We start from the raw sequence: 13,179 nt of genomic DNA, 5'->3' as shown, positions 1-13,179 counted from the left end.
GGGCACGTCCCGGGATCCGGGCCGTTGGTCCCCCGGCCCGACCTCCGTCCCACTTCGCGAGACAGCGGCGGAGGTGGTGGACGCAGCGCGGGCTGTGCCCTAGGCTCCGGCGCCGCTGCCGCGCCGTCCACGGTCTGCCTGGCAGCAAGACTGGCCCGTCACAGGACTTCCCCGGACCGCGACCCGGGCCCGGCACGTTACCCGGACCGCGACCCGGGCCCGGCACGTTACCCGGACCGCGACCCGGGCCCGGGCACGTCACCCGGGCTGCGCAGGTTCCGGAGCGACCGAGCGTCAGTGCCGACGGCGCGGACGCACCTGGGCGAGGTCGTCCCGGTGGACGACGGCGCGGGGCAGCGCGTCCCCGTTCTCGCGGAGCTGGTCGGACGACTTCCCGAGCATGGCCGGCAGCTCGCTCGACCCGTACGCGACGAGCCCACGGGCGACGACGCCGTCCGGACCGACCAGCTCGACGGCGTCGCCGGGCTCGAAGTCGCCGTCGAGACCGGTGATGCCGGCGGCGAGGAGCGAACGCTTGCCGTCGGTCACGGCGCGGGCTGCGCCGTCGTCGAGGTGCAGGCGGCCGCGAACCTGTGCGGCGTGCGCGAGCCAGAGGCGCCGCGCGGACTTGCGTCGCCCCGTCGCCGCGAACCAGGTGCCGACCTCCTCGCCGGCGAGCGCCGGCTCGACGTTGGCGGCGGAGGTCAGCACCACCGGGATGCCGGAGCCGGTGGCGATGGAGGCGGCGTCGAGCTTGGTGACCATCCCGCCCGTGCCGATGTCGCTCCCCCGGCCGGTCACCTCGACACCCGCGAGGTCCGAGCCGGCCGTGACCGTGCTGATGAGCCGGGTGCCGGGGCGTGACGGCGGTCCGTCGTACAGGCCGTCGACGTCGGTGAGCAGCACCAGGGCGTCGGCCCGCACGAGGTGGGAGACGAGCGCCGCCAGCAGGTCGTTGTCACCGAAGCGGATCTCGTCGGTCGCCACGGTGTCGTTCTCGTTGACCACCGGGACGACGCCGAGCGCGAGCAGCCGCTCGAGCGCACGCTGGGCGTTGGCGTAGTTCTGCCGGCGGATGAGGTCCTCGGCGGTCAGGAGCACCTGCCCGACTCGCTGGCCGTGCGAGGCGAACGCCTCGGTGTACCGGGCGACGAGGAGGCCCTGCCCCACGGAGGCCGTCGCCTGCGCGGTGGCGAGGTCCTTCGGCTTGCCGGGCAGGCCGAGCGGGGTGATGCCCGCAGCGATGGCACCGGAGGAGACCAGCACCACCTGCTGGCCGGCGGCCCGGCGTGCGGCGATCACCGCGACGAGGTGGCGGAGCGAGGTCAGGTCGAGGCTGCCGTCGGGCGCCGTCAGCGAGGACGACCCGACCTTGACGACGATCCGGTGCGCGCCCGCGACCTGGGCCCGGTTGGCCAGCGGCAGATTCACGCGGACATCTTCCCGCATCCCGCATGCTGCCGGCCGCGCCGTCCATGCCGCGACACGGGTGAGGCCGACCCCGGTGCGGGCTACACCTGCCGGGGGCTGCGGTGCCCGCCGTCGGGCCCCCGCTCGACCGAGTCCTCCTCGGCGCCGGCGTTGAGGTCGCCGCCGCCCTCGTCCCCGTGCACCTCGGGCGAGGGGCTGAGCGCGTTCCGCGCTGCATCGCCCGCGGCCTCGTCCGGCCGCTCTCCTCGCGGATGGGAGCCGCCCTCACGAAGCCAGTCCGACTGTCCTGGCTGCTGGTCGTTCTCGCTCTGGCTCATGCGCCTACGGTGGCACCTCCGCCCCGCGACGGCATCCCGGGTGGCGGTTCTCCGACGGCCTGCGTGCCGCCCGAAGCGCCCGCGCTTTCGGGCCGGTCTCATCCTTGAGCGGCCCCCACCTCCGGCGCATGCTGGGGAGGCCGCCCGCCGCCGGACCTCGGCGAACCCCTCGCCGTCCGGGCGACGCACCTCGTCCTCCTCCGTGACCCCGAGCGGCGGACGGCTGGTGAGGTGAGACCGATGGACGACCGAAGCAGCGCGGCCGGGACCGCCGTCGGCGATCTGCGTCGCCGGCTCAGGGGCACCGTGGTCACCGCTGACGACGACGGCTACGAGGACGCGCGCCGCGTCTGGAACGGGATGATCGACAAGTTCCCGGTCGCCGTCGTGCGGGTGGCTGACGAGGACGACGTCGTCACCGTCGTCGGGCACGCGCGCGAGCACGGTCTTCCGCTCGCGGTGCGGGGCGGGGGTCACGGGGTGGCGGGGTACGGCACCGTCGACGACGGCGTCGTGATCGATCTCGGGGCGTTGCACGCGGTCCAGGTGAACGCCCAGGAGCGCGTGGTCCGGGTGGGCGGGGGCGCCAACCTCGGCGACGTCGACCGAGCCACGGCGCCGTACGACCTCGCGGTGCCGCTCGGCGTCGTGTCGAAGACCGGCGTCGGCGGCCTCACGCTCGGCGGCGGCGTCGGCTGGCTCACCCGCTCCCACGGGCTGACCGCAGACAACATGCTCGCGGCCGAGGTCGTCACCGCGGCCGGCGAACGACTGCGGGCGAGCGAGACGGAGAACCCCGAGCTGCTGTGGGGGCTGCGCGGAGGCGGCGGCAACTTCGGGGTGGTCACCTCGTTCACCTTCCGCGCCCACCCGCTGCCGACACAGGAGCTGTGCGCGGTGAACCTCATCTACGCGGAGCCGGGCTGGCGCCCGGCGCTCGATGCGTGGGAGCGGTGGACGCGGGACCTGCCCGACGCCATGCAGTCGATCCTGACCTTCATCGTGCCGCCGCCCGAGCTCGAGGCCGGCGACGACCCGCTGCTGATCATCGCGTGCGCCTGGGCCGACCCCGCGGATCGTGACACCGGCGAGCGCCTGCTCGGAACGCTCCGCCGCGCGGCACCGCCGGACCTGGTGGAGGAGGAGACCGACTGGGTCGCATGGCAGTCGGCGTTCGACCTGCTCGGGGCCAGGGGCAGGCGCGGATACTGGAAGAACACGTCCTTCGACCGCCTCGACGACGAGGTGACGGACCTGCTCCTGCGCCGGGCTGCCGAGCAGCGGTGGCCCGGCACCGGCGTCGACATCCACCACATGGGCGGCGCGTTCGCCCGGGTCCCCGAGGACGCGACCCCGTTCCCGACGCGTAGCGCGCGCTTCTGGCTCAACCTCTACGGCGTGTGGGCCGGAGCCGAGGACGACGACCGCCTCACGGCGTGGGTACGCGCCTTCGCAGGAGACATGCAGCGGTTCTCCACCGGCGGGCTGTACGTGAACTTCATGGGCCGGGAGACGACCGCGGACCCGGCCGAGGCGCGGCGGATCTACGGGACCGAGAAGCTCACCCGCCTCGTGTCGCTGAAGCGCCGGTACGACCCGGACAACGTCTTCCGCCTCAACCACAACATCGCGCCGGGTTGAGCGAACGCCGCACGTCCAGCAGTGCGGCGGGCACGGTCCGGCGTCAACGCCGCCGGGCGTCCCATTTGGCTACATTCGCGCACTTCGCTAACGTCGTCGGCTCACCTCCAGGTCGGAATCCCGGGCACCGGCACGCGCCGTCCCGTCGGATCCAGCCGTCCGCCTGTGGGCCGCAGCGCCGCGCACGATCGCCGCACGGCCGGCCGCCGGCGCCCGTGAGACTGCCCGGAGGGGTTCGATGAGTCCACCGTCCGCGAGTGCTTACGCCAGGAAGGACATCCGTGTCCCCGACCAGCGATCCCGCCCATCCCCAGCGACCCACGCCCGGCCGCAACAGGTTCTCCCGCCACAGCAGGCCCCCGGCCACCGACGACGCCGCCGTCCGCCGCGCCACGGCCGCCTCGGCCCTCGGCAACGCCACCGAGTGGTTCGACTACGGCGTCTACGCGGTGGCCACCGCGTACATCTCCATGCACTTCTTCCCGTTCGAGGAGGGCATGCTGCTGACGCTCGCCACGTTCGCGATCTCCTTCCTCGTGCGGCCGCTGGGCGGACTGGTCTGGGGCCCGATCGGCGACAGGCTGGGGCGCAAGGGCGTGCTCGCGCTCACCATCCTGCTGATGTCCGGTGCCACCTTCCTCATCGGTGTCCTGCCGACGTACGAGCAGGTCGGCCTCCTCGCCCCGGTGCTGCTGATCGTCCTGCGCATGGTGCAGGGTTTCTCCACAGGTGGTGAGTACGGCGGCGCTGCCACCTTCATGTCCGAGTACGCGCCCGACCGCCGGCGCGGCTTCTTCGGTTCGTTCCTGGAGTTCGGCACGCTCGGCGGCTTCGCCCTCGGCACCGCCGTCATGCTGCTGCTCGAGGCGCTGCTCTCCCCCGACCAGATGTCGTCCTGGGGCTGGCGACTGCCCTTCCTGCTGGCGCTGCCCATGGGGATGATCGGCTTCTACCTGCGCTCGCGGCTCGACGAGAGCCCCGTGTTCCAGGAGGCGCAGGAGTCTGACGCCGGCAACGACGATCCCGACCCGGCCGGGCCCGACTCGGACGCCGCCGCCCAGACTCCCCCGGGCGTGGCCGAGCTCGTGCGTCGGCACTGGCGGCCGATGCTGGTGATGGCCGGGCTGGTCGTCGCGCTGAACGTCGTGAACTACACGCTGCTCTCGTACATGCCCACCTATCTCGAGCAGCAGATCGGGCTGCCGGCGACGGCGGGGCTCATCGTCATCCTCGTCGGCGAGCTGGCCATGATGGCGGTGATGCCGCTGACCGGTGGCCTCTCCGACCGTCTGGGCCGCAAGCCCAGCTGGTACGTCTCGCTCGGCGGGATCATCGTGCTGGCCGTCCCGATGTTCCTGTTGATGGGCGTGAGCTTCCCGCTGGCCATGGTCGGCTTCGCGGTGCTGGGCCTGCTGTACGTGCCGCAGCTGTCCACCATCACCGCCACCTTCCCGGCGATGTTCCCGACCCAGGCCCGGTTCGCCGGCTTCGCCATCACGTACAACATCGCCACGTCCCTGTTCGGTGGCACCGCCGCCCTGGTCAACGAGTGGGCGATCGGGCAGACGGGGAACCTGCTGTTCCCCGCCTACTACATGATGGCCGCGTGCGTGCTCGGCCTGGTCTGCGTCTGGTTCATGCCGGAGACCGCGGGCGCCTCCCTGCGGGGCAGTGAGGTCCCGGCGTCCGTCGGCTCCGCCGTCGCCCCGGGCTCTCCTGCCGAGACCGCCCTGGAGGCCGGGAAGCAGCCGGAGCAGCGCGCGCTGAGCGACGAGGAGATGCTCGAGATGGCCGCCGAGGTGCGCGAGGCGTCTGTCACGGGGAGGGCCGGCGTCGCCGTCGACCACACGGACGTGCGCCCCACGTGACCGGCCGACCCAGCGAGGCGGACCTGCCCTGAACGGCCGGAGGGCTCGCGCCGACCGCACTGAGACTCGGTCGGCGCGAGCCCACGTGTCAGCGAACCCACGTGTCAGCGGGCCCACCTCTCAGCGCGACCTCTGAGCGGGCCCGACCGTCAGGCCGGGCCCGCCTCAGGACCGGCAGGGCCGGGTGATTGACAGCGCCCCGCTGCGACCGATCCGTCAGCGCGGGTCGGACTCGGTGGACGAGGATTTCTCGTCCTCCGGGTCGACCCAGACGCCGGCCTGCCGCTCGGTCCACAGCTCGTCGCGGGCGGCGGCACGGGCGTCCATCATCTCGTGGAACCCGCGCCGCTTCTCCGCGCGCGTGGGACGTGCCGTCTCCTCGAGCCGCAGGTCCGTGCCGCGGGGGCCGAGCAGCTCGGCACCGGTCTGCAGCGTGGGCTCCCAGTCGAAGACCACGCCGCCCTCGGCGGGGCCGATGACGACCGTGTCGCCGGCGACCGCACCGGCCTTGTACAGCTGGTCCTCGACGCCGAGCCGGGCCAGCCGGTCGGCGAGGTAGCCGACGGCCTCGTCGTTGTTGAAGTCGGTCTGGCGGACCCAGCGCTCGGGCTTGGAGCCACGGACCTGGAAGTACGGCCCGTCGGCACCCTTGCGCGCCGTGACGGTGAACCCGGCGTCGTCGACTGCCCGGGGCCGCAGGATGATGCGGGTCTTCTCCAGCGTGGGCGCCTCGGCGCGGGCGCGGGCCACGATCTCCGCGAGGGCGAAGGAGAGCGGCCGGAGACCCTCGTGGGACGCCGTCGAGATCTCGAAGACGCGCAGACCGCGGGCCTCCAGGTCCGGGCGGACCATCTCGGCCAGCTCCCGGGCCTCCGGGACGTCGATCTTGTTGAGGACGACGACGCGGGGCCGCTCCATCAGGGGCACACGTCCGCCTGCGATGTCGAGGTCGCCGGCGTAGGCGGCGAGCTCGGACTCGATCGTGTCGAGGTCGCTGACCGGGTCGCGGCCGGGCTCGAGCGTGGCGCAGTCGAGCACGTGCACGATCACCGCGCAGCGCTCGATGTGGCGGAGGAACTCCAGGCCCAGGCCCCGCCCCTCGGACGCGCCGGGGATCAGCCCCGGCACGTCGGCGACGGTGTAGCGCTCCTCGCCGGCCTGGACCACGCCGAGGTTGGGCACCAGCGTGGTGAACGGGTAGTCGGCGATCTTGGGCCGCGCCGCCGACATGGCGGCGATGAGGGAGGACTTCCCGGCGCTGGGGAAGCCGACGAGGGCGACGTCGGCGACCGACTTCAGCTCCAGGACGAGGTCGACCTGCTCCCCCTCCTCGCCGAGCAGGGCGAAACCTGGGGCCTTGCGCCGCGGGGACGCCAGGGCGGCGTTGCCGAGCCCACCGTGCCCGCCGGTGGCCGCGACGAAGCGGGTGCCCTCGCCGACGAGGTCGGCGAGGACCTCGCCGTCGAGCGTCTTGACGACCGTGCCGTCGGGCACGGGGAGGATGAGGTCCTCGCCGGTCTTCCCGGCGCGCATGTCACCCGCGCCCTGGGTGCCCGACGTCGCCCGCCGGTGCGGCTGGTGGTGGTAGCCCAGCAGCGTCGTCGTCTGGGGGTCGACCACGAGGACGACGTCACCGCCCCGGCCGCCGTTGGCCCCGTCCGGGCCGGCCAGCGGCTTGAACTTCTCGCGCCGGATGGAGGCGCAGCCGTTCCCGCCGTCGCCCGCCGCGACGTGGATCACCACACGGTCAACGAAGGTGGCCATCGCCGTCGTCCTCTCAGCAGTTCTCTGGTTCAAGCATGCAGCAGGGGCGGACGGCTCGCGCCGTCCGCCCCTGCCAGGCGTTCAGTGTCGTCTCAGGCGTCGGCCAGGACGATGTCGACGACCTTGCGGCCACGGCGGTTGCCGAAGGCGACCGCGCCGGCCTCGAGGGCGAACAGGGTGTCGTCCTTGCCGCGGCCGACGTTGAGGCCGGGGTGGAAGTGGGTGCCGCGCTGGCGGACGATGATCTCGCCGGCCTTGACGACCTGGCCGCCGAAGCGCTTCACGCCCAGACGCTGGGCGTTGGAGTCGCGGCCGTTCCGGGAGGAGCTGGCGCCCTTCTTGTGTGCCATCTCGAACCTGCTTTCGTGTTCGTTCTTGAAGTGGGAACGGGCCCGGGAGGGGCCGCGGACTTACTTGATGCCGGTGACCTTGAGGCGGGTCAGCTTGCTGCGGTGACCCATGCGCTTGCGGTAACCGGTCTTGTTCTTCGACTTGATGATGGAGATCTTCGGGCCCTTCTCGGCCCGCACGATCTCGGCAGTCACCGTGACCTTGCCCAGGTCCTCGCTGCCAGTGGTGACCTTGTCACCGTCGACGAGCATGACGGGCTCGAGCTCGACGGAATCGCCGACCTGCCCGGTCAGCTGGTCGACGACGACGACGTCGCCGACGGACACCTTCTCCTGACGGCCGCCGGCCTTGACGATCGCGTACACCACGTTGCTGCTCGATTCTGTCGTTGCGGGTGGTCCGAGGTGCCCGGGGAACCGATCGATCCCCGCCGGACTCACTGGACCCACGGAACAGGTGCGTCACGGGACGCACCGACGCTCTAGGTTACGCGGAGCGGCCGTCCGGGGCAAACGCCTTGGGCCCGTCAGGACCGCCTGCGCCGTGAGACATCCGGCACAGTAGCCTCGCCGAAGTCCGTCTCACCCCGAGCCGTCCCGCTCCACCCAGGAGGATACCCGTGCCCGCCGACGCCCCCACCATCGTCGCCAGCTCTGGCGGATACGTGCCGGGCCGCCGCACGGAGCTGGAGTTCGGGCCGATCGTCCACCACGCCGTCGAGCTCGCCGGCGTCAGCGGGCGGGCGCCACGCCTCGGCTACCTCGGCACCGCGGCCGGCGACCAGCGCTGGGCGATCGCCGAGCGGTACGAGGCCGCCCGCGTGGCGGGCTACGAGCTCAACCCGCTGCTGCTGTTCACGATGCCGAACGTCGACGACGTCGAGGGCTTCCTGCTCGGCCAGGACGTGGTCTGGGTGGACGGCGGGTCGGTGGTGAACCTGCTCGCGGTGTGGCGGGCCCACGGTCTCGACCAGGTCTTCCGCCGGGTCTGGGAGGCGGGCGTCGTGCTGGCGGGCGTCAGCGCGGGCTCGATCTGCTGGCACACCTCGGGCACCACCGACTCCTTCGGCCCCGAGCTCCGGGCGGTCCACGACGGCCTGGGGCTCGTGCCCTACGCCAACGGGGTGCACTACGACTCCGAGGAGCGCCGCCGGCCGCTGGTGCACGAGCTCGTCGCGGCCGGCGAGCTGGGCACGACGTACTGCACGGACGACGGCGTGGGTCTGGTCTACCGCGGCACCGAGCTCGCCGGGGCGGTGACCGAGCGGCGCGGGCAGGCCGCCTACGTGGTCACGCGCGGCGCGGACGGCACCGCCGTGGAGGAGCGGATCGAGCCGGTGCCGCTGCGCGGCGCGCGCTGATGTCGGTGGCCGGTGGGAGTCTTCGCCCATGGACAACCAGGCTGTGCCGGTCTCGGCCGAGCAGGTGCTCGCCGTCTTCTACGCGCGCACACCGATCCTGCGGCACCCGTCGATGTTCGTCCGCGCGCGCCGGGTCCGGACGCACCTGGAGACGTACCTGGACACGGAGGCGGAGCAGTGGCTCACCGACGCCGAGCGCACCCTCGTCGAGGCGGAACGTCAGATCGACCCCGCGGGCGCCGTCGGGCGCGTGACGGGGCCGGAGGCGCTGCTGGCCACGCTGCCCGGGTTCGTCGACCCGGAGTGGATGATGCCTGGGGTCCACCAGGCCCGCGCGCAGCTCGTCGTCGTCGCGTCCCTGGTGCGGTGGCTCGTCGAGTCCGGTCTCGTGGACCGCGCCGAGATGTCGTGCTCGGTGCTGGAGGTCCAGACCCGCCTGGAGCTCGCGTGGCGGCACGTCGGCGCGCGCGCCACCTCGGCGCTCAGTCCGTGAGCTCGGCGAGCGCGACGGCGACCCGGTCGTCGCCGGAGATCACCTCGGTGACCAGGCCGTCGGTGGCCGGGTCGTCGAGGACGGCGCAGATGACCCGGGCGACGTCCTCGCGTGGGATCGAACCGCGTCCCGTCTCCGGCGCGATCGTCACCAGCCCCGTTCCCGGCTCGTCCGTGAGGCCGCCCGGTCGGATGATCGTCCAGGCGAGGTCGCGGGCGCGCAGGTCGTCGTCGGCGGCCTTCTTCGCGTCCATGTACGCGGCGAACACCTCGTCCTCGATCCCCTCCCCGCCCTTGTCGGCGCTCATGGCGGAGACCATCACGTAGCGGCGCACCCCCGCCGCCTCGGCGGCGTCGGCGAGCAGCACGGCCCCGCCACGGTCCACGGAGTCCTTGCGGGCCGCGCCGCTGCCCGGCCCGGCGCCCGCCGCGAACACGACGGCGTCGGCACCCTGCACGATCGTGGCGAGCTCGTCCGCGGAGCCGTTCTCGAGGTCGAAGACGACCGGCTGGGCACCGGCGGCGAGCAGGTCTTCCGCGTGGTCCGGGTTGCGGATGAGGCCCACGACCTCGTCCCCGCGGTCCGCGAGCTGGCGGGAGAGAATGAGGGCGATCTTGCCGTGGCCTCCGGCGATGACGATGCGCATGGTCCCGACCGTACGTGCTTCGCCGCCGGGAGGCGCAACTCAGGGAGGCGGCAGGGCTGCTCGCGAACCCCGGCTCGCGCAGCGCTGCTCGGGCATCGCTACTCGCGCACCGCTCCCTCGAGCATGCCCTGGATGAAGTGCCGCTGCAGGAACAGGTAGAGGACCACCACCGGCAGCGCGACCAGCACCGCGCCGGCCGCCAGCAGCGTCGTGCCCTGGACGTACTGGCCCTGGAACAGCGCGAGCCCGAGCGGGGCGGTGCGCAGCTGAGCGTTGGGCGACATCACGAGCGGGATGAGGAACTCGTTCCACGTCCACATGAACATCAGCAGCACCATCGTCACCAGCGCGGGTCGGGCGACCGGGACGAGCACCTGCCACAGCACCCGGTGGTGACCGGCGCCGTCGAGCCGCGCGGCCTCGATGATCGAGCGGTTCGCGCCGCGGAAGTAGGCGCGCATCCAGTACGTCCCGAAGGCGACGGACTGGGCCACCTGGGGCAGCGCGATCGCCCAGACGGTGTTGGTCAGGCCGAGGTACTGCAGGTCGAAGAACAGCGGGACGACGATCGCCTCGGACGGCACCATGATCCCGACGAGGAAGACGTAGAACAGCACCTGGGAGCCCCGGAACTCGAAGGCCCCGAACGCGTAGCCGGCCATGAGCGAAAGCACGGTGGACAGCGACACCACGATGAGTGCCACGACCACCGAGTTGCGCATGTACTCGCCGAAGCGGCCCTGCTCCCAGGCGCGGCCGAAGTTCTCCCAGTGCAGCGTCCCGCCCGCCGCCGCGTCCGCCGGGGTCTCCGGTGCCAGGGCGGCGCCGAGGATGGTCACGATCGGCGCGAGCGCCACGAGGGCGAAGAGGATCAGGATGACGTAGTTCGCGGCCCGCTCGGGCGCCGAGATCCTCATCGCTCATGCTCCCCGATGCGGTTGACGGCCAGGTTGATCAGGAAGATCAGGACGGTCAGGACGACCGCGATCGCCGCGGCCGAGCCCACCTCCCCGAGCTCGAAGGCGCGCCGGTAGACCTCGAAGCTGGGCACCGTCGTCGTGCTCCCGGGTCCGCCGGCCGTGGTGACGTAGATGAGGTCGAACGTCTTCAGGGCCGCGATGATCGTCAGGGTCAGGGAGACGACGATCTCGGCGCGTACCGACGGCACGGTGATGGAGAGGAACGTGCGGACGGGGCCTGCGCCGTCGATCGTGGCCGCCTCGTAGAGCTCGCCCGGGACGCGGCTCATGCCGGCCATGAGGAGCACCGTGACCAGGCCGGTGGAGACCCAGCTGCCGATGAGGCCGACGGCGTGGAGCGTGAGCGTGAAGTCGCCCAGCCACGTCCGCGTCAGGGAGTCCAGGCCGACGGCGCGCAGCAGGGTGTTGAGCTGGCCGGCGGGGGCGTAGATCTGCCGCCACGCGACGGCCACGACCACCATGGCGATGACCTGCGGGAGGAAGACCACCGTGCGGAAGAACCCCAGCCCCCGCACGCGGGCCCGGGTGAGGAGCGCTGCGAGGACGAGCCCGATCCCCAGCGGCAGCACGGCGAAGTAGAAGATCAGGACGAGCGCGTGGCCGAACGCGGCACGCAGCTGCGGGTCGGTGACGACATCGACGTAGTTGGCCGCCCCCACGAACGTCGCGAGGCTGAGCCCGTCCCAGTCGTACAGGGAGATCTGCACGGCCCGGCCGAGGGGGTAGAGCAGGAAGCAGGCGTAGACGAGCAGCGCCGGCAGCAGGAATCCGTAGGGCGCGAGCCCGTACTTGCTGCGCCGCCGGGGCGCCGGCGCAGGGAGGCGTGCGTCGTCGTCCGTCCGGGTGACGACGCCGCCCGCCACGCTCACCGGTGCGGGACGGCCGCGGCCGCCCCGCACCGGGCCGTCACTGGTTGGACGCGACGAACTCGGCATAGTCCTGCTCGACGGTGTCGGCGAACGCCTGCGGGGTGAGCTCGCCCGCCATCAGGGCCTGGAGGGCCTGGCCGAGCGTGGTGCCCATGGTCGGCGTCGCCCAGTCGAGGTAGGGCACGAGGTCGCCCTTGGTCGCGACGTCGTCGTAGGCGAGGAACACGTCACGCTGGAGGCCGGACTCGGGCAGGTGCTCGGCCGTCTCCACCACGGGCATGTTGCCGGTCTCGGCGAGGACGGCCATCGCGTCCTCGCTGGTGACGAAGTCGATGTAGGCGGCGGCGACGTCGGGGTTCTCGGCCTGCGAGGTGACGGCGAACGGGATGCCGGTGGCACCGGTGGTCACGCGGCCGGCGCCGGCGTCGGTGGGCGGCGGCGCAAAGAAGCCGACGTCCTCCCCCATCGCCGCGCCGATGTCGGCGGCGAGCCAGGACCCGCCGATGAGGTAGACGCCCTCGCCCTTGGTGAAGGCCTGCCAGGTGGCGTCGTAGTCGGCGCCGTTGAAGCCGTCGTTGAAGTAACCGGACTTCGCCCAGTCCTGGAGCTCGGTGGCCGCCTGGAGGTTGCCCTCGGACGCCCAGCTCGCGCCCTCGTTGCCGAAGCCGAGGTCGCGGATCTCGTCCGGGGCGACGTAGGCGCCCTGGACCGGGCCGAACACGTGCAGCGCCGGCCACTGGTCGAGGTTGCCCAGCATGAGCGGGGTCTCCCCCGCCTCGGCGATCGTGCCGAGCTGATTCTCGAAGTCGGCCCACGTCTCGGGCACGTCCAGACCGAGCTGGCCGAGCTTGGCCTTGGAGTAGTAGACGCCGACGACCTCGCCCACCTGCGGCAGGCCGTAGAGGGACCCCTCCCCGAAGATCTTGCCGTCCGTGCTGTAGCGGGTGTTCTGCAGGACGCTGTCGGAGAACCGGTCGGTCCAGCCGTACGCCTCGGCGTAGTCGTCGAGCGGAATGATCTGGCCCGAGGCGACGAACTGGCCCATCTGCGAGCGGGCGTTGTTGGTCTGGGCCACGTCCGGGGCGTCCTTGCCCGTCAGCGCCAGGCGCAGCGTGTTCTGCAGGTCGTCGTTGGACTGCGTCACCCGCTCGATCGTGATGTTCGGGTACTGCTCCATGAACGCCTTGTTGAGGCGCTCCATCTGCTCGTTCTGGCCCCCGCGGACCTCCTGGTCCCAGACGACGAGCGTCTGCTTCTCCGCGTCGGAGATGTCCGTCCGCACCTCGGCGGGGGCGGCGCCGGTCGGCTCCCTGGTCGCGTCCGGGGCGGTGTTCGAGCCCGGCGTGCACGCGGCGAGCGCGAGTGCCGTGGCAGCGAGGACGCCGATGCCGGCAGCGACGGTCCTCCTACGAGGGGAAGTGCTCATCCTTGGGTCTCCTGTTCGTTCCGAGACCCTCAT

At 72.3% G+C, this 13,179-nt stretch carries 13 protein-coding genes; 4 read left to right on the top strand and 9 right to left on the bottom strand.

What is annotated here, in order from left to right:
* Positions 1-294 precede the first annotated feature (294 nt).
* Together proB and ATJ97_RS16790 are read right to left on the bottom strand one after the other, a co-directional pair.
* A complete protein-coding gene (proB, locus tag ATJ97_RS16795; protein ID WP_098484714.1) occupies positions 295-1,449 on the bottom strand; it encodes a glutamate 5-kinase in 1,155 nt (384 codons plus the stop codon).
* Between the two features lie 62 nt (positions 1,450-1,511).
* On the bottom strand, positions 1,512-1,748 hold the full coding sequence (locus ATJ97_RS16790) for a hypothetical protein (RefSeq protein ID WP_098484713.1): 237 nt from the start codon (positions 1,746-1,748) through the stop codon (positions 1,512-1,514).
* 240 nt (positions 1,749-1,988) lie between these two features.
* Here ATJ97_RS16790 and ATJ97_RS16785 point away from each other — a divergent pair, with 240 nt between their 5' ends.
* Together ATJ97_RS16785 and ATJ97_RS16780 are read left to right on the top strand one after the other, a co-directional pair.
* The gene (locus ATJ97_RS16785) at positions 1,989-3,389 is read left to right on the top strand and encodes an FAD-binding oxidoreductase (protein ID WP_098484712.1); all 1,401 of its coding nucleotides are present in this window, start codon (positions 1,989-1,991) and stop codon (positions 3,387-3,389) included.
* 281 nt (positions 3,390-3,670) lie between these two features.
* Positions 3,671-5,257 (top strand): MFS transporter, encoded by a 1,587-nt coding sequence (locus ATJ97_RS16780; RefSeq protein WP_098484711.1) that lies wholly within the window; start codon positions 3,671-3,673, stop codon positions 5,255-5,257.
* A gap of 216 nt (positions 5,258-5,473) precedes the next feature.
* On the opposite strand, the gene obgE is transcribed toward ATJ97_RS16780, so the two are convergent.
* The 3 genes from obgE to rplU all read right to left on the bottom strand — a co-directional run bounded on the left by obgE (position 5,474) and on the right by rplU (position 7,740).
* Entirely contained in the window at positions 5,474-7,021 is a 1,548-nt protein-coding gene (gene obgE / locus ATJ97_RS16775) for a GTPase ObgE (protein WP_098484710.1), read from the bottom strand.
* 92 nt (positions 7,022-7,113) lie between these two features.
* Entirely contained in the window at positions 7,114-7,371 is a 258-nt protein-coding gene (rpmA, locus tag ATJ97_RS16770; RefSeq protein WP_043497418.1) for a 50S ribosomal protein L27, read from the bottom strand.
* A 60-nt stretch (positions 7,372-7,431) separates the two neighbouring features.
* A complete protein-coding gene (gene rplU, locus ATJ97_RS16765; RefSeq protein ID WP_098484709.1) occupies positions 7,432-7,740 on the bottom strand; it encodes a 50S ribosomal protein L21 in 309 nt (102 codons plus the stop codon).
* A gap of 251 nt (positions 7,741-7,991) precedes the next feature.
* Here rplU and ATJ97_RS16760 point away from each other — a divergent pair, with 251 nt between their 5' ends.
* Positions 7,992-8,732 (top strand): Type 1 glutamine amidotransferase-like domain-containing protein, encoded by a 741-nt coding sequence (locus tag ATJ97_RS16760; RefSeq protein WP_098484708.1) that lies wholly within the window; start codon positions 7,992-7,994, stop codon positions 8,730-8,732.
* A 28-nt stretch (positions 8,733-8,760) separates the two neighbouring features.
* Positions 8,761-9,225: a hypothetical protein gene (locus tag ATJ97_RS16755; RefSeq protein ID WP_098484707.1), complete on the top strand. Its 465-nt coding sequence runs from the start codon at positions 8,761-8,763 to the stop codon at positions 9,223-9,225.
* On the opposite strand, the gene ATJ97_RS16750 is transcribed toward ATJ97_RS16755, so the two are convergent.
* From ATJ97_RS16750 to ATJ97_RS16735, 4 genes are all read right to left on the bottom strand, one after another.
* Complete coding sequence (locus ATJ97_RS16750; protein WP_098484706.1) at positions 9,215-9,871, bottom strand: SDR family oxidoreductase; 657 nt, start codon at positions 9,869-9,871, stop codon at positions 9,215-9,217. The genes ATJ97_RS16755 and ATJ97_RS16750 overlap by 11 nt on opposite strands.
* Before the next feature lie 98 nt (positions 9,872-9,969).
* Positions 9,970-10,788 (bottom strand): carbohydrate ABC transporter permease, encoded by an 819-nt coding sequence (locus ATJ97_RS16745; RefSeq protein ID WP_098484705.1) that lies wholly within the window; start codon positions 10,786-10,788, stop codon positions 9,970-9,972.
* Complete coding sequence (locus ATJ97_RS16740) at positions 10,785-11,750, bottom strand: carbohydrate ABC transporter permease (RefSeq protein ID WP_425432770.1); 966 nt, start codon at positions 11,748-11,750, stop codon at positions 10,785-10,787. Before ATJ97_RS16740 ends, ATJ97_RS16745 begins: the two co-directional genes overlap by 4 nt.
* Positions 11,751-11,757: 7 nt before the next feature.
* Positions 11,758-13,146 carry an ABC transporter substrate-binding protein gene (locus ATJ97_RS16735; protein WP_098484703.1) on the bottom strand — a complete coding sequence of 463 codons (1,389 nt, stop codon included), beginning with the start codon at positions 13,144-13,146 and terminating at the stop codon, positions 11,758-11,760.
* Positions 13,147-13,179: the final 33 nt, after the last annotated feature.

The sequence above is a fragment of the Georgenia soli genome (assembly GCF_002563695.1).
GTDB classification, from domain to species: domain Bacteria; phylum Actinomycetota; class Actinomycetes; order Actinomycetales; family Actinomycetaceae; genus Georgenia; species Georgenia soli.
This window is presented reverse-complemented; position numbering and strand designations above follow the sequence as displayed.